Source organism: Limnohabitans sp. (genome assembly GCF_044361645.1).
Lineage (GTDB): Bacteria > Pseudomonadota > Gammaproteobacteria > Burkholderiales > Burkholderiaceae_C > Limnohabitans_A.
Genome location: NZ_JBIKIL010000014.1, coordinates 1 through 24,908, shown reverse-complemented (window position 1 = coordinate 24,908; position 24,908 = coordinate 1). Strand labels below are relative to the sequence as shown.

Annotated in this window: 24 protein-coding genes, 1 tRNA gene and 1 pseudogene; 10 read left to right on the top strand and 16 right to left on the bottom strand. The window is 58.8% G+C overall.

The genetic code is table 11. The features are described 5' to 3' along the window. Position 1 precedes the first annotated feature (1 nt). Entirely contained in the window at positions 2-880 is an 879-nt protein-coding gene (gene galU, locus ACIQ39_RS03910; RefSeq protein WP_396433304.1) for a UTP--glucose-1-phosphate uridylyltransferase GalU, read from the top strand. Between the two features lie 212 nt (positions 881-1,092). Here the strand turns inward: galU and ACIQ39_RS03905 are convergent, their stop codons facing one another. From ACIQ39_RS03905 to cysM, 3 genes are read right to left on the bottom strand one after another with little or no spacing between them, the layout of a single operon-like run. Continuing rightward, the gene (locus ACIQ39_RS03905) at positions 1,093-1,320 is read right to left on the bottom strand and encodes a sulfurtransferase TusA family protein (protein ID WP_396433303.1); all 228 of its coding nucleotides are present in this window, start codon (positions 1,318-1,320) and stop codon (positions 1,093-1,095) included. Then, positions 1,320-1,889 carry an NUDIX domain-containing protein gene (locus tag ACIQ39_RS03900; protein ID WP_396433302.1) on the bottom strand — a complete coding sequence of 190 codons (570 nt, stop codon included), beginning with the start codon at positions 1,887-1,889 and terminating at the stop codon, positions 1,320-1,322. Before ACIQ39_RS03900 ends, ACIQ39_RS03905 begins: the two co-directional genes overlap by 1 nt. A gap of 14 nt (positions 1,890-1,903) precedes the next feature. Next, positions 1,904-2,806 (bottom strand): cysteine synthase CysM, encoded by a 903-nt coding sequence (cysM, locus tag ACIQ39_RS03895; RefSeq protein WP_396433301.1) that lies wholly within the window; start codon positions 2,804-2,806, stop codon positions 1,904-1,906. 231 nt (positions 2,807-3,037) lie between these two features. Between cysM and ACIQ39_RS03890 the strand changes: the two are divergent. The 5 genes and pseudogenes from ACIQ39_RS03890 to ACIQ39_RS03870 all read left to right on the top strand — a co-directional run bounded on the left by ACIQ39_RS03890 (position 3,038) and on the right by ACIQ39_RS03870 (position 8,571). Next, a pseudogene (locus ACIQ39_RS03890) lies at positions 3,038-4,983 on the top strand (Ig-like domain-containing protein). Between the two features lie 62 nt (positions 4,984-5,045). Next, positions 5,046-5,723, top strand: coding sequence for an outer membrane beta-barrel protein (locus tag ACIQ39_RS03885; RefSeq protein ID WP_396433300.1), 678 nt, complete (start codon positions 5,046-5,048; stop codon positions 5,721-5,723). Between the two features lie 423 nt (positions 5,724-6,146). Next, positions 6,147-6,231, top strand: a tRNA-Leu gene (locus ACIQ39_RS03880). Positions 6,232-7,009: 778 nt separating this feature from the next. Beyond that, positions 7,010-8,086, top strand: a complete 1,077-nt coding sequence (locus ACIQ39_RS03875) for a toxic anion resistance protein (RefSeq protein ID WP_396433299.1) — start codon at positions 7,010-7,012, stop codon at positions 8,084-8,086. A 29-nt stretch (positions 8,087-8,115) separates the two neighbouring features. Continuing rightward, positions 8,116-8,571, top strand: coding sequence for a YiaA/YiaB family inner membrane protein (locus ACIQ39_RS03870; protein WP_396433298.1), 456 nt, complete (start codon positions 8,116-8,118; stop codon positions 8,569-8,571). Here ACIQ39_RS03870 and ACIQ39_RS03865 read toward each other — a convergent pair. From ACIQ39_RS03865 to ACIQ39_RS03840, 6 genes are all read right to left on the bottom strand, one after another. Beyond that, positions 8,568-9,386 carry a hypothetical protein gene (locus ACIQ39_RS03865; RefSeq protein WP_396433297.1) on the bottom strand — a complete coding sequence of 273 codons (819 nt, stop codon included), beginning with the start codon at positions 9,384-9,386 and terminating at the stop codon, positions 8,568-8,570. The two genes, ACIQ39_RS03870 and ACIQ39_RS03865, sit on opposite strands and share 4 nt — an antisense overlap. A 158-nt stretch (positions 9,387-9,544) precedes the next feature. Beyond that, positions 9,545-9,847, bottom strand: coding sequence for an addiction module antidote protein (locus tag ACIQ39_RS03860; protein ID WP_396433296.1), 303 nt, complete (start codon positions 9,845-9,847; stop codon positions 9,545-9,547). Further along, positions 9,844-10,104: a type II toxin-antitoxin system RelE/ParE family toxin gene (locus ACIQ39_RS03855; protein WP_396433295.1), complete on the bottom strand. Its 261-nt coding sequence runs from the start codon at positions 10,102-10,104 to the stop codon at positions 9,844-9,846. The genes ACIQ39_RS03860 and ACIQ39_RS03855 overlap by 4 nt, the downstream gene beginning before the upstream one ends. Positions 10,105-10,163: 59 nt before the next feature. Beyond that, positions 10,164-10,862 (bottom strand): hypothetical protein, encoded by a 699-nt coding sequence (locus tag ACIQ39_RS03850; RefSeq protein WP_396433294.1) that lies wholly within the window; start codon positions 10,860-10,862, stop codon positions 10,164-10,166. A gap of 799 nt (positions 10,863-11,661) precedes the next feature. Continuing rightward, positions 11,662-12,063 (bottom strand): RNA-binding S4 domain-containing protein, encoded by a 402-nt coding sequence (locus tag ACIQ39_RS03845; RefSeq protein ID WP_396433292.1) that lies wholly within the window; start codon positions 12,061-12,063, stop codon positions 11,662-11,664. Continuing rightward, on the bottom strand, positions 12,060-13,022 hold the full coding sequence (locus tag ACIQ39_RS03840) for an SDR family oxidoreductase (RefSeq protein WP_396433291.1): 963 nt from the start codon (positions 13,020-13,022) through the stop codon (positions 12,060-12,062). Before ACIQ39_RS03840 ends, ACIQ39_RS03845 begins: the two co-directional genes overlap by 4 nt. A gap of 47 nt (positions 13,023-13,069) precedes the next feature. Between ACIQ39_RS03840 and ACIQ39_RS03835 the strand changes: the two genes are divergently transcribed. Both ACIQ39_RS03835 and ACIQ39_RS03830 read left to right on the top strand, forming a co-directional pair. After that, positions 13,070-14,110 (top strand): CDP-6-deoxy-delta-3,4-glucoseen reductase, encoded by a 1,041-nt coding sequence (locus ACIQ39_RS03835; protein WP_396433290.1) that lies wholly within the window; start codon positions 13,070-13,072, stop codon positions 14,108-14,110. A gap of 26 nt (positions 14,111-14,136) precedes the next feature. Then, on the top strand, positions 14,137-15,111 hold the full coding sequence (locus tag ACIQ39_RS03830; protein ID WP_396433289.1) for a Bug family tripartite tricarboxylate transporter substrate binding protein: 975 nt from the start codon (positions 14,137-14,139) through the stop codon (positions 15,109-15,111). A 2-nt stretch (positions 15,112-15,113) separates the two neighbouring features. Here ACIQ39_RS03830 and ACIQ39_RS03825 read toward each other — a convergent pair whose 3' ends face one another. The 7 genes from ACIQ39_RS03825 to ACIQ39_RS03795 all read right to left on the bottom strand — a co-directional run bounded on the left by ACIQ39_RS03825 (position 15,114) and on the right by ACIQ39_RS03795 (position 23,246). Continuing rightward, positions 15,114-15,830, bottom strand: coding sequence for an ABC transporter ATP-binding protein (locus ACIQ39_RS03825; RefSeq protein ID WP_396433288.1), 717 nt, complete (start codon positions 15,828-15,830; stop codon positions 15,114-15,116). Between the two features lies 1 nt (position 15,831). After that, positions 15,832-16,617 (bottom strand): ABC transporter ATP-binding protein, encoded by a 786-nt coding sequence (locus ACIQ39_RS03820; protein WP_396433287.1) that lies wholly within the window; start codon positions 16,615-16,617, stop codon positions 15,832-15,834. Between the two features lie 11 nt (positions 16,618-16,628). Beyond that, positions 16,629-17,705, bottom strand: coding sequence for an ABC transporter ATP-binding protein (locus tag ACIQ39_RS03815; protein WP_396433286.1), 1,077 nt, complete (start codon positions 17,703-17,705; stop codon positions 16,629-16,631). A gap of 10 nt (positions 17,706-17,715) precedes the next feature. Further along, entirely contained in the window at positions 17,716-18,645 is a 930-nt protein-coding gene (locus tag ACIQ39_RS03810; protein ID WP_396433285.1) for a branched-chain amino acid ABC transporter permease, read from the bottom strand. A 183-nt stretch (positions 18,646-18,828) separates the two neighbouring features. Continuing rightward, positions 18,829-20,127, bottom strand: a complete 1,299-nt coding sequence (locus ACIQ39_RS03805) for a replication-associated recombination protein A (protein WP_396433284.1) — start codon at positions 20,125-20,127, stop codon at positions 18,829-18,831. A gap of 15 nt (positions 20,128-20,142) precedes the next feature. Continuing rightward, positions 20,143-20,829 (bottom strand): outer membrane lipoprotein chaperone LolA, encoded by a 687-nt coding sequence (lolA, locus tag ACIQ39_RS03800; RefSeq protein WP_396433283.1) that lies wholly within the window; start codon positions 20,827-20,829, stop codon positions 20,143-20,145. A 5-nt stretch (positions 20,830-20,834) separates the two neighbouring features. Further along, entirely contained in the window at positions 20,835-23,246 is a 2,412-nt protein-coding gene (locus tag ACIQ39_RS03795; RefSeq protein ID WP_396433282.1) for a DNA translocase FtsK, read from the bottom strand. A 205-nt stretch (positions 23,247-23,451) separates the two neighbouring features. On the opposite strand from ACIQ39_RS03795, the gene trxB reads away from it, so the two are divergent. Then, a complete protein-coding gene (gene trxB / locus ACIQ39_RS03790) occupies positions 23,452-24,411 on the top strand; it encodes a thioredoxin-disulfide reductase (protein WP_396433281.1) in 960 nt (319 codons plus the stop codon). Between the two features lie 389 nt (positions 24,412-24,800). Continuing rightward, positions 24,801-24,908 (top strand): 50S ribosomal protein L28 (gene rpmB, locus ACIQ39_RS03785; RefSeq protein ID WP_396433321.1); only part of this gene is annotated, 108 nt, incomplete at its 3' end.

The window sequence follows — 24,908 nt, the reverse complement described above, 5'->3', positions numbered from 1 at the left end:
CATGCAACACAACACCATCCGCAAAGCCGTGTTCCCCGTGGCCGGTTTGGGCACGCGTTTTTTGCCCGCCACCAAAGCCGCGCCCAAAGAGATGCTGCCGGTGGTGGACAAGCCGCTGATCCAGTACGCGGTGGAAGAAGCCTATGCGGCTGGTGTGCGCCACATGATTTTTGTCACAGGCCGCAGCAAGCGCGCCATCGAAGACCACTTTGACACGGCTTACGAGCTTGAAAACGAGCTCGAAACCGCACACAAAGACGAGTTGCTCGCCTTGGTGCGCTCGGTGCAGCCCGACGACATGGTGTGTGCCTATGTGCGGCAAAACCGCATGCTGGGCCTGGGCCACGCGGTGCTGTGCGCCGAGCCGCTGGTGGGCAATGAGCCCTTTGCGGTGCTGCTGGCCGATGACCTGATGGTCAACCCAGGGCCTTCTGTGTTGTCTCAAATGGTCGAGGCCTACACCAAGCAAGGCCGCTCGGTTTTGGCCGTGCAAGAGGTGCCGCTGGACCAGGTCAGGCGCTACGGCATTGTGGCGGGTGAACCTGCTGGCAAGCAGCTGATTCGCGTGGAGCACATCGTGGAGAAACCCAGCCCAGAACAAGCGCCCTCGCGCATGGGCGTGGCAGGCCGTTACATTTTGACGCCGGGCATTTTCGATGAGATCCGCCACCAGCCCACGGGCGTGGGCGGCGAGATTCAGTTGACCGATGCCATTGCACGTCTGTTGCAACGTGAGGCGGTTTACGCCTTTCAGTACCAAGGCAAGCGTTACGACTGCGGAAGCAAAGAGGGCTTTTTAGAAGCCACCGTAGAGCTGGCTTTGCAGCACCCGCAAGTGGGTGCCTCGTTCCGCGAATACCTCAAAGGCTTGAGCCTCTGATCTTTTGGGGCGCAGCCCGATGGCAGGTCGGCGGCAACAGAGCCGACATGAGATGCTTGGCCTCAGGCCCTACGTCAGGGCTGAAGCCGGCGATCCGCAGTTTGAAGCCGTCATCGCGAGCCAAGCGTGGCGATCCAGCCAAGCACCCGGGCACAGCACCCATGTGCCACCAGAATGCCGCGTTGCTGCGCTGCTCGCAGTGAGGTCTTGAATCAGCGGCGTTTGAGTGCAAACACAAATGCCGTGTCGGTTTTTTCTTGCATGACCAACTCATGCCCGGTTTGACGGGCAAAGGCCTCGAAATCACGCCAAGCGCCTGGGTCGGTCGCGGTGATCTTGAGCACCTGACCACTGGCCATGTCATTCAGCGCTTTCTTCGCCTTCAAAATGGGCAAGGGGCAGTTCAGGCCGCTGGTGTCGATTTCTTTGTCGATCTGCATCATGTGTCCTGGTTTTGTTCTTGGCTTTGTTCTTGGCTTTGCGCTGCACGCTCTTCCCAGGTCATGAATTTCGGCTCGATGCCGATGGTGCGCAACCAATCGCCCAAGGCGTAGCCTGTGCCTGCGGGCCAACAGATCAGGTCTTTGAAGTCATACATCTGGTACTCGGCCAACTCGGGTGACAAACGCACCTGTCCTTGGGCCACCGCATGGTAGGCGATGATGACCTGGTTCATGCGCTGGAAGTCGTACACCCCAACCAGCTTGAGCGCGGAGACGGTGAGGTTGGTCTCTTCGGCGATCTCGCGGGTGATGCCCTCTTCGGGTGTTTCACCGGCCTCCATGAAACCGGTGATCAGCGCAAAACGCCGTCCTGTCCAAGCCGCATTGCGGGCCAGCAAAATTTGCTCCCCCACCTGCACAATGCCCGCCAACACGGGCGTGGGGTTGTTCCAGTGCGTGAAATCACAGGCGGTGCAACGCAGGCGCAGGGTCTCGCCCCCGTCTTCCATTTGCGAGAGCCAGGCCAAGGGATTGGCACACAGGGGGCAAAAACGGTATTCGGCCATGGCAAAAACTCCGTTCAGGCAGGGAAAACGCCGGTCGACAAATAACGGTCACCGCGATCACAGACGATGAACACGATGGTGGCGTTTTGCGCCGTCTTGGCCACTTGCTGGGCCACCCAGCACGCCCCTGCCGCCGAGATGCCGGCAAAGATGCCTTCAGTGCGCGCCATCTGGCGGCAGCTTTCCTCGGCGTCACTTTGACTGACATAAATCAGCTCATCGACGTGGCTGGGGTCGTAAATTTTGGGCAGGTATTCCTGCGGCCACTTGCGTATGCCCGGAATGCGCGAGCCCTCGCTGGGCTGTGCACCGATGATGCGGATCGCCGGGTTCTTTTCTTTGAGAAACCGAGACACGCCGGTGATGGTGCCTGTGGTGCCCATGGCGCTGACAAAGTGGGTGACCTTGCCGCCGGTCTGCTCCCAGATTTCGGGGCCGGTGGTCTCATAGTGGATGCGCGGGTTGTCGGCATTGGCGAACTGGTCCAAGATGCGGCCCTTGCCTTGGACGGCCATGTTGTCGGCCAAGTCGCGGGCGTACTCCATGCCGCCGCTTTTGGGCGTGAGGATCAACTCGGCACCAAAGGCCTTCATGGTCTGGGCGCGCTCAATCGACAAATCCTCGGGCATGATCAAAATCATGCGGTAACCCCTGATGGCCGCGGCCATGGCCAGCGCAATGCCGGTGTTGCCCGAGGTGGCCTCGATCAAGGTGTCGCCTGGCTTGATCTCGCCGCGCTCTTCGGCCCGGCGGATCATGGACAAAGCCGGGCGGTCTTTCACCGAACCGGCCGGGTTGTTGCCCTCGAGCTTGCCCAAAATCACATTGTCCCGCGCCGCCCTGTCGGCGGCCCCCAAGCGTTGCAAAAGCACCAAGGGTGTTTTGCCAATCGCGTCTTCGATGGTTGGATAAATCATGGAACGTACTTTGCCATAACTTGAACATCCCTGAAGACCGTGGTTGCGTCTGAAATGGCGGTGAAAACCCGCCTTCATGCGGCAAGTCTGCGCGCCCACAAGGCCCATCACCGGCGTGGGAATGCGCCAAATACAGCGCTCTCAAGCCGCTCGCCTCAAACGCAATGTGCTCCAACGCACTGAAATCGCCGACGATTTGACACAGACTGAAGTTACGAAGAAAGGCTTGCAATGACCTCGCCAGCCACGCCATCCACACAGCCCCGTGGGGCAGTCCCTCACATTCGACACGCCGCCCCGGCCATGACCCCGCTTTGTCGCACCTCAAAGCACCGAGACAGGAATTCCTTTATGCGTCCATCCCAATTGAGCACTCACCTTGCCCCATGGCGCTTGGTTTTGACTTTGGCGAGCACTGTCTTGATCTTCGCTTGCGGGGGCAGCAAAGACCCGATTTTGGGTCTGCAAGATCGCATCGCCCTGAGTCCCAGCGTCAGCGCCACCGCCCCTTTGGCCCGTAACCCAGTGGTTACAGGGGTGGCCATCAATGCCCGCGTCACCGCCTCCTTCAACAAAGCGATGAACCCCAGCAGCTTGAACCCCCAAAGCTTCACGCTGCAGTGCCCTGCAGGCACAGCGATCAACAGCACTGTCAGCTATGAGACCAACAGCCGTGTCGCTGCTTTGACACCAGCAGCAACACTGCCCTTGAGCACGCTTTGCCAAGCCACCGTCACCACAGCCACGCAAGACACGAATGGCATCGCACTGTCCAACGACTTCGCATGGTCGTTCGAGACAGGTTCGGCCAGCGACAACAAGCCCCCCACCGTGACCCAACACGTGCCCGCACAGAACGCGGTGGCAGCCACCAACACCCAAGTCACCGTCAGCTTCAGCGAAGACATGGACCCTGCCAGCTTGAACGCCAACCGTCTGACCCTCACATCAGGCCCGGACGACACCCCTGTGACCGGCGCAGTGCGCTACGCCGTCGGAGCGCGCACTGCCAGCTTCAAACCCGACCAATTGCTGCCGAGCAACTCCGCATTCACTGTGACCGTCAACACGGCGGTCACCGACTTGGCAGGCAATCCGATGCAGGTCCCCAAAGTCTGGACCTTCACCACCAGCGAGCTTGCGGACACCACAGCGCCCTTGGTGACCATGGTCAACCCGGCCGATACCAGCACAGGCATTTGCACCAATAAAACCGTGAACGCCACATTCAGCAAGCCCATGGAGCCGCTCAGCATCACCAGCACAACGCTCACCCTCACGCCATCGAATCAGCTGGGAGCGGCTGTGGCGGCCGTGGTCACCTACGATGCCCTCACCCAGATCGCCTCCATCAACCCCAGCGCCAAGCTGGCTGCAGCGACGGCTTACACCGCTGTCGTGCACGGCGGCTTGACCGGTGTGAAAGACCTCGCTGGCAATGCCCTGTTGGCCGACAAGGTGTGGCGCTTCAGCACCGGCGCGGGCGAGTGCCAAAGCCCAGTGGCCTTGGGCTCGGCGTCCAATTTCGCCATCTTGGGGTCAGCCACCATCACCAACATCCCCACCTCGCTCATCACAGGTGATGTGGGCTTGACGCCCGACACCGGTGCCAATATCACTGGCTTCAGTGCGCCCCTGACCTGCCCCGAAGTGGTGGGTCATATTTATGCGGTTGACAGTTCTGGTCCGTCCTGCGCCTTGGTCGATGCGGTGCTGTTGAGCAACGCCAAAGCCGACGCGCTGGCGGCCTTCATAAACGCCACAGGCGCTGCTCGGGGCACGCCAATACCCATCAACACCAATTTGGAGGGCTTGACGTTTTATCCCGGCTTGTACGAATCGCTGACCACCATCGATTTGTCGGCAGGCGGCATCTTGACGCTGGACGCACAGGGTGACCCCAACGCTGTATTTGTGATTCGCAGCGCCACGGCGATCAACACCTTGTCAACCAGTCAAATCGTGCTCAGTGGCGGTGCCAAAGCGCACAACGTTTTTGGTCAGCGGGCAGCGCTATCACTTTGGGCGTCAACTCGGTCATGAAAGGCAGCTTGTTGGCCAGCACGGCAATCACCCTGGAAACCGGTGCGCAGCTGGAAGGCCGTGCTTTGAACCAAGGCGCTGCCGCTGCCGCCATGACCTGCGACGCTTGCTCGATCACGGTGCCAAACCCGTGATGCCAACGCTCACAACACCCTTGCCACAGACCCACGCCATGCATCTGACCATCAGGAAAAAAATGAACCCCTTCACATGCCCACCTCACGCCTTGTTATGGGCAATCGCCTTCATGGCCAGCCCCAGGCTTTTTGCACAAGACCTCCATGCCACGGGTGTTTACATGGGTCTGGGTGTGGGCCAATCCCAAGCCAGCATCGACAGCGCCCGCATACAAGCCCATTTGCTCGGCCAGGGACTGAGCACCACCCAAATAAGGCATGACGGCCACGACACGGGCCACAAAGCTTACTTGGGTGTGCCCATCCACCCCAACTGGGCCATTGAGGCAGGCTACTTCGACTTGGGCCGTTTTGGCTTCACCACCACCACCACACCCGCCGCCAGCCTGCGCGGATCTGCTCGAATCCAGGGTTTGAATTTGGACTTGGTCGGCACTTTGCCGATGAACGCGCGCTGGTCATTGATGGGGCGTGTTGGCGTCGCCTATGCCCATACACAAGACCGCTTCACGACCACCGGGGCAGTCACCGTGACCGATCCCTCGCCCAGCCAACGCCAAGCCAATATCAAATATGGCCTTGGCACGCAGTACGCCGTGACCCCGGCCTTGAGCCTGCGCTTAGAGGCAGAGCGTTATCGCATCAACGATGCGGTAGGGCGCCGGGGTGATGTGGACATGGTGACGCTCGGCCTGGTTTACAGGTGGGGGGCCCCAAACCTCCAGCACCCAGCCTAGCGCAAGCTCCTGAGGCGGCAACTGCAACCCAGTCCATGCTGATCGCCTCTGCCCCCGCTGCCCCAACGCCGCCTTCAGTTGCCCAGCCAGTTGCCCTGCCAGTTGCCGCACCCATGCCAGCCCCTTTGCCAGCAACGCCAAAAGCCTGAAACCAAGTCAAACCCTAAGCCCGAATCGGTGCTTGGCTTTGAAATCACCCACATTGGCGTGCGCTCAACACAAGCGCAAACGCTCAGCAGCGATGGCCAAGACCAGCCACCACCCGTGCACGGGTCTCATGCTTGCGAGCAAACTGCCACGTCGAACTGGCAGACACAGGCTCTTGTCAGCAGGCCTGATGGCAAACGCCCATCTTTTCAAATTGAACGCGACTTGGGCTGATCACTCTGAAAATGTGCCATAATTTGCCTCTTCACAAATACCGCCCGGGTGGTGAAATTGGTAGACTCAGGGGACTCAAAATCCCCCGCCGCAAGGCGTGCCGGTTCGAGTCCGGCCCCGGGCACCAGGCCAAAGCCGCAAGTTTTTTGCAACTTGCGGCTTTTTTCTTGGCCACTGCAAAAAGCTCCGGCCAAATCTAGCCTCCATCGGTTCCCAAACGCCAGCCAGCGCTTGCCCCAGGTTTCTTCGATCTCAGACCAGTCGCATTGGCAAGCTCGATTGAATGGCCCGCCCTTGCCCCTTTGAAGCTTGCCTTTCAACATGGGTTGACACCCATTCATGCAAGGCGGCTTGACTATGGATCCGGCGCGATGCATTTGACCCATGCTTGATGCCCAAATTTTTTGTCATCCCGGGCGAAGACCTGGGATCCAGTGTGCACAGCCGCCCTTTGCTGTCAGCCCTGAGCTTTCAGAATCGCGGCTCGGGGCCGGGATGACAGAGACAAAAGACGGTGTAAGACAAAACGACTTGACTTTTTGTCTTTTCAGTACTTTGACCTTGTTATTTTGAAACAAAAATATTTAATTTATTTATACACAATGCCCAAAACAATTACAATCGTTGATGAAAATTTTTCTCGACCCGAATAATTCCATTCACCAAATTGGACCTTGTGTCGATTTGACAATTTTGAAAACAAACCCGCTTGCATCGATGGATGTTTTTTCACGATTCAGGCAAGCAACCACCAGCACTGTCGCAAGGAATTTATGTCTTCAAAATTGCAAGCGCAACAAATAGACAACGCAAGCTTTACTCTGACCCCACCTGAGGCACTTTCACCTCTGGCAGTCGATGTCGCCAAATCTGCTGTTCCCTTGCCCAAGGAGACCCAGACAGCGGTGGATCTCCAAGTTGATCGTTTCATTGATGGACTGCTCAAAGAAGATGTGCAGAGCGAGGCCTTCAAAGCCAAGTTAGACAGTGCTTTTGCGTTGGGCCGTGAAGAGGTCTCCGTGGCCTCTGGACTGATGCAAGGCCGCCTGATGCAAAAAAACTTTGCAGGCGTTGAAGACAGTTCCGCCTTCAAGGCGATCCAAGAAATGCGAGGCCATTTGGACGAACTGAATCCGGGCAAAGCTGGAGATTTGTTTCAACCACAAAAATTTTTGGGGCTGATTCCCTTCGGCAACAAACTTCAAACCTATTTTCGCAAATATCAAAGCGTAGGCGTGCAATTACAAAAGAGCATGCAACAGCTGTACGCTGCACGCGACGACATGCAGCGCGATGTGGTAGACATTGAAGCCACCCGCAGCAAATTGTGGGAAGCGATGCAAAAGCTTTCAGCGGCCATCCGCTTTGCAGAACAGTTGGATGCCAAGCTGGCACTGAAAGTCGATGCGCTGCAGTCAAGCGACCCCATCAAGGCCAAAGCATTGCAACAAGAAGTGCTGTTTTACGCACGTCAAAACTTGCAAGACATGATGACCCAGCAAGCCGTATGCACCAATGGTTATCTGGCGCTCGATGTGCTCAAGAAAACCGGCCGCGAAATGATGAATGGCTGCTCACGCGTGGCAACGACAGGCATGAGCGCCCTGGCTGTTGCCCAAACCGTGGCACGCGCAACAGGCAACCAGATCAAGGTCATGGAGATGCTCTCGGGCGTGAACAACTCCATCGATAACCTGGTTGCCGAAACGGGAAGGCAATTGGGCACACATGTTGAAAAAACCCATGAGTTTTCGCAAAACCCATTACTGGGCATCGAAAAACTCAAGGAAATGTTTGACCAGACCTTCTCTGCCATGGATGCGATGGACAACTTCCGCTCCAAATCCATAGAAGTCATGGGGCAAAACAACGCGATGTTGAAAGAACAACTGGCCAGGGCCGACCAGTACATCGACCGCACTCGCCAACAACAGGCCCGCGAGGCGAGCAAACAAGCACTCAGTGGGCCGGTCGCACTTTGAAATTTTTCAATTGATAAGAAAGGGTTTTTATGACTTCGCAATATGTGATGCAACGCGACACCGCCGGCTGGCGCACCCAAGTGTGGATCAGCTTTGGCTTGGCATTCTGCGCAAGCGCCATTGGCGTTTTGCTGCTTCCAGGACAAGAGCTGGACCGCGCATTCTTAGCCATTGGCCTGTTTTTTTGTTTATTTTCTTCGTTTTCGGTCGCCAAAATGGTGCGCGACAACCGTGACGGCCAGGTTGACACCCCTTCATGGATCACCACCGTCTGGATTGCCTTTGGGGCCGCCTTTTGCTTGACCGCTTGGGGCCTGTGGCGAATGGAGATTGGCGATTGGCAAAAAGGCTTTATGTTGGTAAGTTGGTTGTTCTTGGTCAGCACTACTTTTACTGTCGCCAAAACCGTGCGCGATCAACACGAAGCCGACTTGATGGACCGCGCTGCCAACGAGACTTTGGAAGTCACCCCAGAGGTACGTTAAGTTCCATTGGTTTTTGATACCAAGAAGCGCTGTTGCCGCACCAGCGCTTCGCCCGCCATCTGGCTCAACTTGGCCTCTGAAGCATCCAATCGCTGTTGAATCATTTGCAGCTGATCGTGCAGCAATTCCAGCGCCGACTTGCTGTCATCCATGACCAAAGTTGACCTGTCTTTTGAGGGCACCAGCAAACAGGCATCGATTGAGTCAGGAATGTAACGGCGTACCGTTTCTCGCAAGTACAAACCCTCTTCAGTGACCCCGCTGCCCTGATCGGTGCTGGCCCTCATTAGCGACATGCAACGCATGATTGATTCTTTGAGCTGCACCAGCTGAGTCACCATTTCAGGTGGTGCTTGTGCTGACATATTTTCCATCGCTGTATCCAGACGAGCCAAGGCCTCGGGGTCAGCCAAGTCGGATGTTTTCAGACTTGGATGTACAGCCTCATGGGCTCGCGATCTTCGGCTGAGTAACACCCACATCGCCACCAAGCTGAGCGCCAAAGCACCGCCTCCAATCATGTAGCCCGAGCGTTGTATCAAACCCAGACCCAACCCAACGGCACTGAAAGAGGCGCAGACTGCTTGAAACACCGAGCTTGCGCTGAGCAATCGAGCAGGGCTTGGCGCTTGATCAGCTACCGCCAAGCGTTTCGACAGAGAAGCACCAAGTTGGCGCTTGGCTTGCGCCTTGCTGATGCGCTGCAAGACAGAACGCGCCACAACTGGCTGGGCCTCACGCGCGGCAGCTTGGGTACGACGATTCACTTGCACTTTGGCTACAACGTAGTTTTTATTTTTTTTCAGATCGTTCATGGTTCACACGCAAGTTTTTATTGAACATAAAAGAATTCTTTTAATCCAATGCATTTTCCGTGATTTATGCGCACGGGACAATGCTTGTGCGGGGTTGTGCGGGGCTGTGCAGGTTCATGGTGCGCCTCTCAGTTGTAGTCCACGTCATCCAATATTAGCTATGCAGCCGTCAAAGGCTCCACGCTCAGGCGCAGGCCCACAGCGGCGAGCACCTTGTGAACCGTGGCCAATGTGGGGTTTCCGGTGGCGCTCAGGGCTTTGAACAAGGTTTTATCGCCCACATCTGCACGGCGGGCCACCTCTGCCATGCCGTGCGCTTTGGCCACATGTCGCAGGGCCACCAGCAGTGCGGCCGGGTCTTCAAGGTCAATCACGGCCTCAATGTAAGCAGCAGCTTGTACGGGGTCTTTCATGGCCTTAACCATGTAGTCGTCAAAACTCACATCGCGGGGTGCGGTCATGGTTTGCCTCTTTCTTTCCAGTCTTTCAGATATTCAATGGCACGTTCAATGTCACGGCTTGGGTCGGCTTTGTCGCCGCCACACAGCAGCAACACCAGAATCGGCCCCTGCCTGCTCAGATACACGCTGTACCCTGGCCCATGGTCGATACGCAGCTCTTGCACGCCATCGCGCAGGGGCTTGCAGTCGCCAAAGTTGCCAGCAGCCATGCGAACCATTCGCGCCTGAATTTGTGCTTTGGCACGCAAGTCTTTCAAGGCTTAAAGCCAAGCAATCAAAAGTTTTGAAGCTTGCCTGTCTGCGTAAATTCGGATTTTCATAAAAGTATCCTATAGCGTACCCCCATGCAACGGCTCTTGATGAAATATGCACCACGCTGGCGCTGGTTTCGGTGAAGGGTTTCCAATGCCTCCAGCTTTTGCGGCGCGTACTCATGCCCGTCATAACGGCCAGTTTGCACACCGGTCACGCCATGGCTCAGCAGGTGACCGCGAATCTCTTGGCTCACGCGCGGGCTGGCCAATGCAGTCTCCACGCCTGATCGGATGCGCTTTGCCTGGAACTGGCCCACAGGTTCGATGGTCGGCACCCATTCCACGCCAGCGGTGGCGGCGTTGGCAAGCCTTGGTGCACCATCTATCAGGTGCAGCCTGACCATTCCCCGCAACTTCGCGTGTGAAGTCTTGCCCTGGCGCTCCAGCTCGTTGGCGTAATCGGCCATCAGTGCACCAAAGGTGAATTTGGCGGCGCGTTCTATTGCGGTTTTGGCTTGGGCTTTGGCTGACTTTTCGAATGCTTCGCCCTGACCTGAGTCAATGCCTTGCTCTGCCGAATAGCGCAGGCCTTGGGCTTCCTTCCTTGCTACGCCCAAAGTGGCGGCAGGCCACTCACCCAGCGCACGGGTGAACAGCCAGTCCTTGATGCGGGTATCAGACTGCCAGTGCTTGCCGCCGACTCGGGTCAAGCTCTGGCGCAGACTCTTGCTGTCGCCGTCTTTCAACAGGGTAAAGGCCACGCCATCAGGGCAGACGGCACGTTATTGCAAGCCATGCGTCAGGTCATGGACGGCGGTGTAGTCAATCGCGGCTGATTTGCTTGAACGGGCCGCTGCGTCCTGTTGATATACAGACCGTTTACTGACTGGATGCCCCCCATTTTGGGGAGTATCAATCAACTCAGAAAAATGACTACTTCAGGGGACTCAAAATCCCCCGCCGCAAGGCGTGCCGGTTCGAGTCCGGCCCCGGGCACCATCTTTGGTGACTCAGCATTCATGCAGGTTCCAAACGAATCAAGGCCGACCTACACGGGTTGGCCTTTTTTCCTTATTTTCCCCGACACAAGGAGATGAGCTAGGAGCCACCTCAGCCGAGGCCTTCACTGTTTCGCGGGCTCTGTGGCTTTCATGCCTTGGTCAACCCCTGGGCCACGGCTTCGCGCAAGGCGGCATTGATCCGCGTTTGTCAACCCTGCCCCGTGGCCTTGAAGGCTTCGAGCACATGGCATCCACGCGCATGTTCAGGGTGGGGCGCTTCACTGCGACGGCTGACCTGCCCCGGCCTCGCTTGATGCTGGCTTGTTGCCAATAAGCAGCCGCAGCAGCTGCATCGTTGGGGTCATAGGGAACATCGTCTTCGGCATGAGCAATAGGCGCTTCTTGGGCGGCTTCACGCTTGACACGCTCCCAATCGGTCGCAGCGGGCTTCGTGTGTGTTTTGGGCATACAGCCTCCTTGCCTGTTTAGATGCACGGCGCAGGGACATGACTCGCATCAGTTTGGGTTCACGCAGAACATGGACCAGCAGCAGAAAAAGTCAATCAATCCCCGCACTCCACCGATCGTTCCAATTGCGCTCGATTTGCCTGCGGTCGCGTTTGGTGGGGCGGCCTTGTTCGATGCTGAGCGCGGGCTCGCGGGCCAGGCGGTGCTGCTCGGCGGCTTTTTGGCGGGCTTCGATGCTCTCAGGTGTTTCAGCATAAAGCAGCTGGGCCACAGGGGCTGGGCCGCGCACGCCGCTCAAGCCCTGCACCACCACCGTGCGCGCCACCGCGCCTTGGCGCAGACACACCGTGTCGCCGGGTTTGACTTCTTTGGACGGCTTGGCGTCCTGGCCATTGACCTGCACACGGTTTTTAACGATCTCCTCGCTGGCCAGGCTGCGGGTTTTGTAAAAACGGGCCGCCCACAGCCACTTGTCAATGCGCAAAGAAGTCATACCGCCCCCGAAAACAAAGCGCCCTGCGGGCTCAAACCCTCGCGCACATGCGGGTAACGCAGCTGCAGGCGCAACTCCTGCTTCATGCGGGTGTTGTCCAGACGCCGAGACTCGCGCATGAAACTCAGCAGCATCAGCGGCAGCGCGGTGTTGGCATCGTTGCGCGAAATGCGCGGCGGTTTGGGCAAGCCATACAGGCTGGCGGCCAGGTCAAAGTAGTCGCCCATTTTCAAATCGGTGTCGTCCGTAACGTTGACGACGCGTTGCGGTTTACCGCGCCACAAGGCCGCCACACAAGCCCGCGCCAAATCGTTGGCATGGATGTGGTTGGTGTAGACGTCCTCGTTCGCCACCAGCACGGGTGTGCCTTTGTGCAAGCGTTCAAGCGGCGTGCCGCCTTCGCGGTCTGGTGCATAGATGCCGGGGATGCGCAAAATGCTCACCCGCACGCCGCTGCGCCCCAAAAAACGCATCAGGTTTTCGGCATCCACCCGGCGCTGGGCGCGGGGGGTGTGGGGGTTCACGGTGCGCGTTTCATCGACGCTTTGACCTGCACAGTCGCCATAAACACCGGTGGTCGAGCCATAGACCAGGGCTTGTGGGGCCGAGCGCAAACGCAAAGCACGCACCAAAGCCAAGCTGCGCGGGTCGCGGTCTGAGGCGCCTTGGCGGTCGGTGGGGGGCGGGGCCAGGTGGATCACCCGGTGCGCGATGCCGCCCAAACGCTTCAAACTGGCCGCATCGTCCAAATTGCCTTGCAAAGGGGTGATGCCGCAAGCGCGCAGCAAGCGCACACGTTCGGGCGAAGAAGTCAGCGCCATCAGGCGCACACGCTGGCTTTGCGGTGCACCCAACTGGCCGGCTGTGCGCAAGCCCACGTCGCCACAGCCCACGATCAAGACGCGCTGGCGGCGAAAGCGGGCAGGCAGTGCGCCCAAGGGGGTTTGGTTTGAAGGCAAAATCAGGGTTTCCGGGTCACATTCACGCCCTCTAGGATACCCAAAAGATGAGCTTTCAAATTTCTGTGCAGCCCAGTGGCCGCAGCTTCACCGCCGACGGCAGCGAAACCTTGCTGGCTGCTGGCATTCGCCAAGGCATTGGCTTGCCTTATGGTTGCAAAGACGGCGCTTGCGGTTCTTGCAAATGCAAAAAGATCTCGGGCACCGTGGTGCATGGCCCGCACCAAGACAAAGCCCTGTCTGCAGATGAAGAAGCCCAAGGCCTGGTGCTGACTTGCTGCGCCACCGCCCTGAGCGATGTGGTGCTCGAATCCAAACAAGTGACCGCCGAAGGCGGCTTGCCCGTCAAGAAGATGCCGGTGCGCGTGGTCACTCTGGAAAAAAAATCGCACGACGTGATCGTGCTGAAACTGCAACTGCCCGCCAACGACGTGATGAAGTTCCACGCCGGTCAGTACATCGAGTTTTTGCTGCGCGACGGATCGCGCCGCAGTTACAGCATGGCCAATGCGCCGCACACCTTGGAGGTGGCTCCGCCCACGGTGGAACTGCACATACGCCACATGCCGGGCGGCAAGTTCACCGACCCGGTGTTCAGCACCATGAAGGAAAAAGACATCCTGCGCGCCGAAGGGCCTTACGGCAGCTTTTACCTGCGCGAGGACAGCAGCAAGCCCATGGTGCTGCTGGCTTCGGGCACAGGCTTTGCGCCCATCAAGGCGCTGATCGAGCACATGCAGCACCGCGCCATCACCCGCCCCGCCACGCTGTACTGGGGTGGTCGGCGACCTGCTGACCTGTACATGGCCGACTGGATAGAAGCGCGCTTGGCCGAGATGCCCCACCTGAAATATGTGCCGGTGATCTCGAACGCCGAGGCCGAAGACGGCTGGACCGGCCGCACCGGTTTTGTGCACCAGGCGGTGCTGCAAGACTTGCCGGATTTGTCGGGCCATCAGATCTATGCCTGCGGCGCGCCCATCGTGGTGGACTCGGCCAAGCGCGACTACGTGGCGCAAGGCGGTCTGCCTGAGGAGGAGTTTTATGCCGACTCGTTCACCTCTGAGGCCGACAAGGCCAAGGCTTGAAGTTGACTTGTTTCACGGAGACCCCCATGTCCATCACCCGTCGCCAATTTGCCGCCAGCGGCCTCGCACTCAGCGCCCCTGCTTGGGCCCCTGCCAGGGCACAAGGCAAACCCATACGCATCATCGTGCCTTATGCCGCCGGCGGCCCGATCGACGTCACGGCGCGGGCCTTGGCCGAACGCGTGAAAGACAGCCTGGGCACGGTGATCATTGAAAACCGCCCCGGCGCAGGCGGCAACTTAGGGGCCGACCTGGTGGCCAAGGCGGTGCCAGACGGTTTGACGATCGGCATTGCAGCCACGGCCACGCATGCCATCAACCCCTGGCTGTTTGCCAAGATGCCCTTTGATGCCAGCCGAGACTTCGCGCCCATCACGCAAATGCTGCGCGTGCCCAACGTGTTGGTGATGAACGCCGAGACCGCACAGCGCCTGAAGATCAACAGCCTGGCCGATTTGGTGGCATATGCCAAGGCCAAGCCCGCCAAGCTCAACTTTGGCTCGGGTGGCAACGGCAGCGCGGGCCACCTGGCCGGTGAAATGTTCAAGCGGGATGCCGGTATTTTTGCGGTGCACATTCCTTACAACGGTGGCAACCCGGCGCAGCTGGCCTTGCTGTCGGGGCAGGTGGACTTCAATTTTGACAACTTGGCCACGGCTGCGGCCAACATCAAAGCGGGTCGCCTCAAAGCGCTGGCCGTGACCACCGCGCAGCGCAGCAAAGCGCTGCCCGAGATTCCAGCCATGAGCGAGACCATGGCCAATTTTGAGATCGACACCTGGTGGGGCTTGGTCGCCCCCGCTGCCACACCGGGTGATGTGCTGGAGCGGCTGAACAAAGCCTTCGTGGCCGCGCTGCAAGCGCCCGAGACCCAAACCCGATTCGCCCAGTTGATGGCCGAGCCGGTGGGCAACACAGCCGCGCAGTTTGGCGCGTTCATGAAAAAAGAACTGACACGCTACGAAAGCGTGGTCAAGGCCAGCGGGGCACGGGTGGATTGAAACTACTCGCCCAAATAAGCGGCGCGCACTTTCGGGTCCTCAAGCATGTCTTTGCCCACGCCGGTCATGGTGATCAGGCCCGAGTCCATCACATAGGCGCGGTCGGCAATGGCCAAGGCGCGGCTGGCGTTTTGCTCCACCAACAGCACCGTGACACCTTGCGCGTACACGTCGCGCACCACTTCAAAAATCTTGTCCACCATGATGGGCGACAAACCCATGGACGGCTCGTCGAGCAGCAAAACCTTGGGGCGGCTCATCAGGGCACGGCCCATGGCCAGCATTTGCTGCTCGCCGCCCGACATGGTGCCCGCCAGCTGGTCCTTGCGCTCACGCAGGCGCGGAAAGATGGTGAACATTTTTTCGATGTCGTCGGCGATGCCCGACGTGTCTGAGCGAACGTACGCGCCCATTTGCAGGTTTTCGGTGATCGACATGCGGGTGAACACGCCACGGCCCTCGGGCACCATGGCCAAGCCTTGTTTCACCAAGTCCCATGGGCCTTGGCCTTGGATGCTTTTGCCCAAGTACTCGATGTCCCCAGCTTGCAAGGGCAAACTGCCCGTGATGGCTTTCATGGTGGTGGTTTTGCCCGCACCGTTGGAGCCGATCAACGAGACCAACTCGCCTTCACTGACTTCAAGGCTCACGCCTTTCACCGCCTGAATGCCGCCGTAGCCCACCTGCAGGTTTTTGACTTTCAAAAAAACATTGGCCATCTCAGTGCCCTCCTGTGCCCAGATAGGCTTCGATCACTTTGTCGTTTTTTTGTACCTCGGCAGGCGTGCCTTCGGCGATTTGCTTGCCGTAGTCGAGCACGGTGACGCGGTCGCACAAGCCCATGACCAGCTTCACATCGTGCTCGATCAGCAAAATGGTGCGGTTGTCCTTGCGGATTTGGTCGATCAGCTCGCGCAGCTGCACTTTTTCGGTCGCGTTCATGCCCGCTGCGGGTTCGTCCAGCGCGATCAGTTGCGGGTCAGTCGCCAAGGCGCGGGCAATTTCCAGGCGGCGTTGGTCGCCATACGACAAGGTGCGGGACTTGTAGTCGGCGTATTTGCCAATGCCCACATAGTCGAGCAGCTCTTGCGCGCGCAGGGCAATGGCGGCCTCTTCGGCTTTGAAGCCCGGGGTGCGAAAAATAGCGCCCAGCAAACCCGAGTGGGTGCGCACATGGCGGCCCACCATGACGTTTTCGAGGGCCGTCATTTCGGCAAACAAACGAATATTTTGAAAAGTGCGGGCAATGCCTGCCTTGGCCACTTCGTGCACCGCTGTAGGCTGGTAAGGTTTGCCCGCCAGCTCAAAGCGGCCGCTGTCAGGCGTGTACAAGCCTGTGATCACGTTGAAAAACGTGGTCTTGCCCGCGCCGTTGGGCCCGATCAGGCCATACACCTGGCCGCGCTGGATGGTGATGCCCACATCGGTCAGCGCTTGCAGGCCGCCAAAGCGCTTGGAGATACCCGACACATTCAACACCGTATCTTGCTTGGCAATGGGGTTCATGGCCTGCTCCTTCATTTGGTCACGAGCGATTGGCCATGCTCAGGGGCCGGCCAAAGCCCGCGCGGTCGCATCAGCATGATCACGATCATGGCCAAAGCCACCAGCAATTGGCGCAAGATGGCCGCATCCAAACGGCCACCCGTCATCTCTTGCAAAGGCCCGGCCACATAACGCAGCACCTCGGGCAAGGCCGACAACAACACGGCCCCCAAAATCACGCCAGGCAAATAGCCCAGACCCCCCAGCACCACCATGGCCACGATCATCACCGACTCCATCAGGCTGAAGGACTCGGGCGAGATGAAGCCCTGAAAACCGGCAAACATCGCGCCCGAAACGCCACCAAAAGTGGCCCCCATGCCAAACGCCAGAAGTTTGAGGTTGCGCGTGTTCAGGCCCATGGCCTTGGCGGCGATTTCGTCTTCGCGGATCGCCATCCAGGCCCGACCAATGCGCGACAAGGCCAAGCGGTGCGACACCACAATGGCCACCAGCACTAGGCTTAAAAAAAGGTAGTAATACAAAGTGACCGAGGCTATTTCAAAGTCACCGATCGTCAGCTTTTGACCCAGGTTGACGCCAAAAATCGTGATGGGATCAATCTGCGACAGCCCCTTGGGGCCATTGGTGATGTTGACCGGATGGTCAAGGTTGTTCAGAAAAATTCGGATGATTTCACCAAAACCCAAGGTCACAATGGCCAAGTAGTCGCCGCGCAGCTTGAGGGTGGGTGCACCCAGCAAAATGCCAAACAAACCCGCCAAGCCCACCGCAGCGGGCAAGATGAGCCAAATCGGCATGTGCATGCCCTCTGGGAACATGCCCGCCATGGTGGCAAAGGTGTTGATCAAATGCGGCGACGAGAGCAAGCCATACATGTAGGCACCAACGGCAAAAAAGGCCACAAAGCCCAGGTCAAGCAAACCTGCGTAACCCACCACAATGTTCAAGCCAATGGCCAACAAAATGTAGAGCAAGGCCATGTCGGCAATGCGCACCCAGGCGTTGCCGAAGGTCTGCAGCACCAGCGGCAAAATCAGCAAGGCAACACCAATCAAGAAGTATTGAAGCGTTTTGTGGTGGGTCATGTTTGACTCCTCAAGCACGGTCGGCCACACGTTCACCCATGAGGCCCGAGGGGCGCAGGGTCAACACGATGATCAAGACAATGAAGGCAAAAATGTCGGTGTAGTGGCTACCCAACACGCCGCCAGTGAGTTTGCCAATGTAGCCCGAGCCAATGGCCTCAATCAGGCCGAGCAAGATGCCGCCAATGACAGCACCGGCCAAATTGCCAATGCCACCGAACACCGCCGCAGTAAAGGCTTTGAGGCCAGGCAAAAAGCCCATGTGGTGTTGCGCCGTGCCGTAGTTGGAGGCGTACATCACGCCCGCAATCGCCGCCAAAACCGCGCCAATGACAAAGGTGGCCGAAATCACCAAGTCGGGCTTGACACCCATCAAAGCGGCCACACGCGGGTTCTCGGAGGTGGCCCGCATGGCGCGCCCCAGCCGGGTGTAGTTGACCAGCCACATCAAAATGGCCAGCGACACGGCGGTGACGCCCAAGATCATGATTTGGGTGGGCGTGATCACCACGCCACCCATGTTGAAGGGCGTGCTCGACAGCAATGTGGGGTAGGCCTTGTAGTTGGGCTTCCAGATGATCATGGCCAAGGTTTGCAACAAGATGCTCACACCAATGGCCGTGATCAATGGGGCCAGCTTGGGGCTGTTGCGCAAAGGGCGGTAGGCAATTTTCTCAATGGTGAAATTGAGCACCACAGCCACCACACAAGCGATCAATGTCGCCAAAATCAAAATCACCCAACCCGGTGCGCCGGGCATGGCACCTTGCATCATGCCGATGACAGACCAACTGGTCAGGGCACCCACCATCAGCACTTCACCGTGCGCAAAATTGATCAAGTTGATGATGCCGTAGACCATGGTGTAGCCCAAGGCTACCAAGGCGTACATGCTGCCCATGACCAGGCCGTTGATGACCTGCTGGAGGAAGACGTCCATAAATTACTCCGTGTGGTGACCCGCGCTTAACAGGTCTTCGCTTCGGTTGTTCTGAACTCAGGTCCGCCTTGTGGGCGGGCACCGACCATTAACAAAAACCCCGCCAGAGTTGCGATGCACTCGGCGGGGTGGCTGGATTGTAGTGACTGAAAGTATCCGATTGGTATTCAATCCCGTCGGGAATTACCCTGTGGCCGCGTTTTTGTTTCGCAGCTCTGCCAATTTGTCAGCAATTTTGATTTCCAAACCGCGTCGGACCGGTTTGTAAAAGCCCGGTTCGGGCATGCCCTGTGGCAGATAACGCTCACCGGCGGCAAAGCCGTCCTCCTCGTCATGCGCATAGCGGTAGCCTTTGCCGTAGTCCAGGTTTTTCATCAACTGGGTGGGCGCATTACGCAAGTGCATGGGCACTGGGCGCGTGCCGTCTTGTTTAACCCAGGCCTTGGCCGCTTTGAAGGCTTTGTAGGCCGCATTCGACTTGGGGGCAATGGCCAGATAAATCACACACTGCGCCAGTGTCAGCTCCCCTTCCGGACTGCCCAAGCGCTCGTAGACATCGGCCGCATCCAGCGCCATGCGCAGCGCACGCGGGTCGGCCAGGCCAATGTCTTCGCTGGCCATGCGGATCAAGCGGCGGGCCATGTAACGCGGGTCGGCCCCACCATCGAGCATGCGCACAAACCAGTACAGCGCAGCATCGGGGTCGGAGCCACGCACCGACTTGTGCAAGGCGCTGATGGTGTCGTAGAACTGCTCACCGCCCTTGTCGTAGCGCCGCATGCGCTCGCCCAGCACCCGCATCAACCAGGCATCGGTCACCGGGTCGATGGCCTCTTGCTTGGCCGCCATGGCCAAGGTCTCCAGCGTGTTGAGCATGCGCCGGGCATCGCCATCGGCATAAGCGAGCAAACGGGCCAAAGCCTCGGGCTCGATGGTGGGGATGGCTTGGATGGCCTGCGCCCGCGTCACGATGTGGGCCAGGTCGTCTTCGCTCAAGGGTTGCAAGACATACACCGCCGCGCGCGACAGCAAGGCCGAATTGACCTCGAAGGACGGGTTTTCCGTGGTCGCACCAATCAAGGTGAACAGGCCGCTTTCGACGTGCGGCAAAAACGCGTCTTGCTGGCTTTTGTTGAAGCGGTGCACCTCGTCGACAAACATGATGGTGCGCCGGGGCTGCAGGCCGGTGCGCGCGGCTTCGGCTTTGTCCACCGCTTCGCGGATGTCTTTGATGCCCCCCAGCACCGCGCTGATGCTCAAGAATTGCGCGTCAAACGCGCGGGCCATCAAGCGGGCGATGGTGGTTTTGCCCACGCCGGGCGGCCCCCACAAAATGCAGCTGTGGGCTTGGCCCGACTCGAACGCCAGGCGCAGCGCCATGCCCTCGCCCAGCAAATGCTGCTGCCCAATCACCTCGCCCAAATGCTGTGGGCGCAAACGCTCAGCCAAAGGCGCTTGGGGGGTTTGGAGTGCCGCTGTCATGCGTGCAGCTGTGCCTCAAGGCCGAATCACGTCCGCCCCTGCCGGCGCCTTGAAGACAAAAGTGCTGGCAGGCAAGACGGGGTTGGTTTCGACCGCGGAAAAACTGAGCACCGAGCGCTGACCCAGACTGTCTTGCACATCCAGCATGGCCAGCTCCGGTCCGCTGGCCGCAGCACGCAAGCCCACCATCACATTGCGAATGGGCCCATCGGGTGTCAAGGGCGTGGCCCTCACCCACTTCAACCCGCCCTGATCGGGTTCGGAAGAGAACTGAAAATCTTTTTTCAAGGCCTGCAAATCGGACGCCGATGTCAGCAAGGCCGCCGGGGTGGCCCCCAACACCTGCGCCTGCGGGCGTGCGGTGACTTGGTTCAAATCGACATCGTGCAACCACAGCGTCTGGCCATCGGCCACCAAGGCTTGCACAAATGGCTTTTGGTAGTCAAAGCGAAACTTGCCCGGCCTTTGAAACTCGAAACTGCCGCTCGAAGTTTTGGCACGGGGTGCTTGTCCAGCGCGGCTGGGCGAGGTGACCACCTGGGTGAACTGCGCTCGACCACTGCTGGCCTGTTTCATGTATTGGGCCAACAGATCCACCGCATCGGCATGGGCAGGCACGCCCCATGCCAACACCAGCCCCAGCAGGCAGATCTGGCCCAGCAAAGCCAGTGCATGGTGTCTTGACCAGAAATTGTTTTTCATCGGTGTCACTCTGCCCGAGCGGGCACCAAAATGTCGCGCTGGCCACTGCCGCTCATGCTGCTGACCAGACCCGCTTTTTCCATGTCTTCGACCAAACGGGCCGCGCGGTTGTAGCCGATTTTCAAGTGGCGTTGCACCAAGGAGATGCTGGCTTTGCGGTTTTTCAACACCACCTCGACCGCCTGGTCGTACATCGGGTCTTTTTCACCGTTGTCGCCCTCGCCCAACATGCCGCCGTCGTCGTCCACCGTGCCCCCTTCGAGCACGCCCTCGATGTAGTCGGGCGCACCCTGGCTTTTCAGGTAGCTGACCACGCGGTGCACTTCTTCGTCGCTGACAAAAGCGCCGTGCACCCGAATCGGGAAACCCGTGCCCGAGGGCATGTACAGCATGTCGCCCATGCCCAGCAAGGCCTCGGCCCCCATTTGGTCAAGAATCGTGCGGCTGTCGATCTTGCTGGAGACTTGAAAGGCGATGCGGGTGGGGATGTTGGCCTTGATCAGGCCGGTGATCACGTCCACGCTGGGGCGTTGTGTGGCCAAAATCAAATGGATGCCCGCAGCGCGGGCTTTTTGGGCCAATCGCGCAATCAGCTCTTCGATCTTTTTGCCCACCACCATCATCAAATCGGCCAACTCGTCGATCACCACCACGATGTGGGGCAAGCGCTTGAGCGGCTCGGGGTCGTCCGGTGTCAGGCTGAAGGGGTTGTAGATGAACACTTCGCGGGCCGTGGCTTCGTCGATCTTGACGTTGTAGCCGGCCAAATTGCGCACCCCCATCTTGCTCATCAGCTTGTAGCGCTTTTCCATCTCGGCCACGCACCAGTTCAGGCCGTGCGCCGCTTGGCGCATGTCGGTGACCACCGGGGCCAGCAAGTGCGGAATGCCCTCGTAGACCGACATCTCCAGCATCTTGGGGTCGATCATCAAGAGCCTCACATCGCGCGCCTCGGCCTTGTAGAGCAAGGACAAGATCATGGCATTGATGCCCACCGACTTGCCCGAACCGGTGGTACCGGCCACCAGCACATGGGGCATCTTGGCCAGGTCGGCCACCACCGGGTTGCCAATGATGTCCTTGCCCAAGCCCATGGTCAGCATGGACTTGGCTTCGTTGTAGACCTGCGAGCCCAAGATTTCACTCAGTTTGATGGACTGGCGCTTGGCGTTGGGCAACTCCAGCGCCATGTAGTTCTTGCCCGGAATCGTCTCGATCACCCGAATCGAGACCAGACTGAGCGAACGCGCCAAGTCTCTGGCCAGGTTCACCACCTGTGCACCCTTGACCCCCGTGGCGGGTTCGATCTCATAACGCGTGATCACCGGGCCGGGGGCGGCCGCCACCACCCGCACCTCGACGCCAAAGTCTTTGAGCTTTTTCTCGATCAAACGGCTGGTCATCTCCAGCGTTTCGGGCGAGACGGTTTCTTGGCGGGCGGACAGGCTGTCGAGCAAATCCACCTGCGGCAATTTGCTGTCGGGGAGTTCGTTGAACAGCGGTTTTTGACGCTCTTTAGCCACCCTGTCGCTGCGCGGCACTTGCATCACACCGGCCTCAATGACCCGAGTTGCAGCTTGGGGTGCCAAGACTGGCACCGGCGGCAAAGGCAACTCTGTCTGAGGGGTGCTGGTCAAAGCGTCATCCGGGTCCCAAGCAGGCTCAATGGCCAAGGGGGTCAAAGCTTGTTGGCGCTCACGCAGTGCTTGTTGGCCCAAAGCCATGTCCTCTTGGATCTCGCGTTGGGCATGTCGCGACTGGATCAGGCCATCTAGGCGTGCGCCAATGTTTTCGGCCACTTGGCCCCAGGAAAACCGAAACACCACGGACAAAGAAAGCACCCACATGGCAATGCCCAACAGCGCAGAAGCATTGAAGCCCAAACCGCTGACCCCAGCAGAGCCGACCCAGTAACCCAACACCCCGCCGCTGTGCCCCGGCAAATTCGACTCCAGGCGGTGCAGGCGCGACCACTCAAGACCACTGCTGGCCACCATCAGGATCAGCAAGCCCAAGCAAAAAACCCACGAACTTTGCCGCCAAGCCGCCGTCTCATGTGCATCGCGTCGCCCATGTGCAGCGCTGCCGCGCAACCAACGCGCCAAAGCCACCAACCAAACCCGAAAGCCAACGGCCAAACACCACCAGGCCGAATAACCAGCCACAAAATACGTCAAGTCGGCCACCCATGCACCCCACCGGCCCACCCAGTTGTGCACCACCTGAGACTCACCCGAAGTGCTCCAAGCCGGGTCATGTGGGTGGTAACTCCACAAAGCCAAAGTCAACAGCAACACCACAACAGCGCCCATCAGCAGCAAAATTTCTTGCGCAAAACGTGACCACAAAGAAGGTGGCTCGGGGGCGCCCGCCTCGGGTGCGGGGCCACGGGTCAAAGTGTTCAATGAATAAGTCATAAGAATGCGTCAAGCTTACCCGATCAACAAGGCCAAGCTGACGGCCCGCAATTGACCCCCTTGACCACCCAACACGACCTGCGCAGCAGGCTTGGCAAAGCCCTCTGGTGCCTTGAGTTTGGGCGCTTCTTACAATGGGGCTTGATTTTCAGATCCATGGCCATTGTCATCTCGCCCCTTGTCACTTTAACGGACCGCCTTTTACATGTCTCCTACCGCTCAACACGCACAAGTCCTGATCCTCGGCTCTGGCCCAGCCGGTTACACCGCCGCCGTTTACGCCGCCCGCGCCAACTTGAAACCCCTTTTGATCACGGGCATGGCCCAAGGCGGCCAACTCATGACCACCACCGAGGTGGACAACTGGCCCGCTGACGTGCACGGCGTGCAAGGCCCAGACCTGATGCAGCGCTTTCTGGAACATGCCCAGCGCTTCAATACCGAAATCGTGTTTGACCACATCCACACGGTGAAACTCGACCAGCGCCCCTTCACCCTGATCGGCGACAGTGGCAGCTACACCTGCGACAGCCTGATCATCGCCACGGGCGCATCAGCCAAATACCTGGGGCTGCCCACAGAGGCCGCTTTCATGGGCCGTGGCGTGAGCGGCTGCGCCACCTGCGACGGATTCTTCTACCGAGACCAAGTTTGCTGTGTGGTGGGGGGCGGCAACACCGCCGTCGAAGAAGCGCTGTACCTGTCCAATATCGCCAGCAAGGTGTATTTGATTCACCGCCGCGACAAGTTCAAGGCCGAACCCATCATGGTGGACAAACTGATGGACAAAGTGGCCGCAGGCAAGATCGAGTTGAAAACCTTTCAAACCCTGGAGGAAGTGCTGGGTGATGCCTCGGGCGTGACGGGCGTGCGCCTGAAAAGCACGACAGATGGCAGCTTGCACGATGTACCACTGCAAGGCTGCTTCATCGCCATTGGGCACGCCCCCAACACCGACATCTTTCAAGGCCAACTCGCCATGGAAAACGGCTACATCGTGACCCAAAGTGGCCTGAAAGGCTTTGCCACCCAGACCTCGGTGCCCGGCGTGTTCGCCGCAGGCGACGTGCAAGACCACGTGTACCGCCAGGCCATCACCAGCGCCGGCACAGGCTGCATGGCCGCGCTCGATGCGCAGCGTTTTCTGGAACAGAACAACGGCTGAGGCCCTGCCATTTGGCAGCAGCTCAGCGGGCCAAATGGCGTTTGAGCACCATCAGCGAATCTCTCCCGAAGATTTGTGGGTGCCTGCCGTAGTGATGTGGCAAAGCGAAGCGCCTTTGAACCCCGGCAGGCACCCGCAACGCCTCACCGCCAAGGCTGAAACCCCTCTTGTTTTGTCACAAAAGAATGTCCAAAGAGTCCAAGCACCCGCTTTCTGGCTATAATCCAAAGCTTTGCTGCAAGCGTCCAAGCATCTGTTTGGAACCACGAATACAGCGATCTGGGATACCGCCACCCAACTTGGCGAGGTGAGGCTGGAGCGCCAGGCCCCATGCAACTGCGCATGAGGCCCATCGGCACCGGCTGTTTTCAAAGTATCGGAGTGTCCACATGGCACGCGTTTGCGACGTAACGGGCAAAGGCCCAATGACCGGGAACAACGTTTCCCACGCCAACAACAAAACCAAGCGCCGGTTCCTGCCGAACCTGCAATACCGT

Bases quoted from the DNA above. Each gene is read 5' to 3' on its own strand.
- galU (WP_396433304.1), top strand. From the start codon at position 2: ATGCAACACAACACCATCCGCAAAGCCGTGTTCCCCGTGGCCGGTTTG.
- ACIQ39_RS03905 (WP_396433303.1), bottom strand. From the start codon at position 1,320: ATGCAGATCGACAAAGAAATCGACACCAGCGGCCTGAACTGCCCCTTG.
- ACIQ39_RS03900 (WP_396433302.1), bottom strand. From the start codon at position 1,889: ATGGCCGAATACCGTTTTTGCCCCCTGTGTGCCAATCCCTTGGCCTGG.
- cysM (WP_396433301.1), bottom strand. From the start codon at position 2,806: ATGATTTATCCAACCATCGAAGACGCGATTGGCAAAACACCCTTGGTG.
- ACIQ39_RS03885 (WP_396433300.1), top strand. From the start codon at position 5,046: ATGAACCCCTTCACATGCCCACCTCACGCCTTGTTATGGGCAATCGCC.
- ACIQ39_RS03870 (WP_396433298.1), top strand. From the start codon at position 8,116: ATGACTTCGCAATATGTGATGCAACGCGACACCGCCGGCTGGCGCACC.
- ACIQ39_RS03865 (WP_396433297.1), bottom strand. From the start codon at position 9,386: ATGAACGATCTGAAAAAAAATAAAAACTACGTTGTAGCCAAAGTGCAA.
- ACIQ39_RS03860 (WP_396433296.1), bottom strand. From the start codon at position 9,847: ATGACCGCACCCCGCGATGTGAGTTTTGACGACTACATGGTTAAGGCC.
- ACIQ39_RS03845 (WP_396433292.1), bottom strand. From the start codon at position 12,063: ATGACTTCTTTGCGCATTGACAAGTGGCTGTGGGCGGCCCGTTTTTAC.
- ACIQ39_RS03835 (WP_396433290.1), top strand. From the start codon at position 13,070: ATGAGCTTTCAAATTTCTGTGCAGCCCAGTGGCCGCAGCTTCACCGCC.
- ACIQ39_RS03830 (WP_396433289.1), top strand. From the start codon at position 14,137: ATGTCCATCACCCGTCGCCAATTTGCCGCCAGCGGCCTCGCACTCAGC.
- ACIQ39_RS03825 (WP_396433288.1), bottom strand. From the start codon at position 15,830: ATGGCCAATGTTTTTTTGAAAGTCAAAAACCTGCAGGTGGGCTACGGC.
- ACIQ39_RS03820 (WP_396433287.1), bottom strand. From the start codon at position 16,617: ATGAACCCCATTGCCAAGCAAGATACGGTGTTGAATGTGTCGGGTATC.
- ACIQ39_RS03815 (WP_396433286.1), bottom strand. From the start codon at position 17,705: ATGACCCACCACAAAACGCTTCAATACTTCTTGATTGGTGTTGCCTTG.
- ACIQ39_RS03810 (WP_396433285.1), bottom strand. From the start codon at position 18,645: ATGGACGTCTTCCTCCAGCAGGTCATCAACGGCCTGGTCATGGGCAGC.
- ACIQ39_RS03805 (WP_396433284.1), bottom strand. From the start codon at position 20,127: ATGACAGCGGCACTCCAAACCCCCCAAGCGCCTTTGGCTGAGCGTTTG.
- lolA (WP_396433283.1), bottom strand. From the start codon at position 20,829: ATGAAAAACAATTTCTGGTCAAGACACCATGCACTGGCTTTGCTGGGC.
- ACIQ39_RS03795 (WP_396433282.1), bottom strand. From the start codon at position 23,246: ATGACTTATTCATTGAACACTTTGACCCGTGGCCCCGCACCCGAGGCG.
- trxB (WP_396433281.1), top strand. From the start codon at position 23,452: ATGTCTCCTACCGCTCAACACGCACAAGTCCTGATCCTCGGCTCTGGC.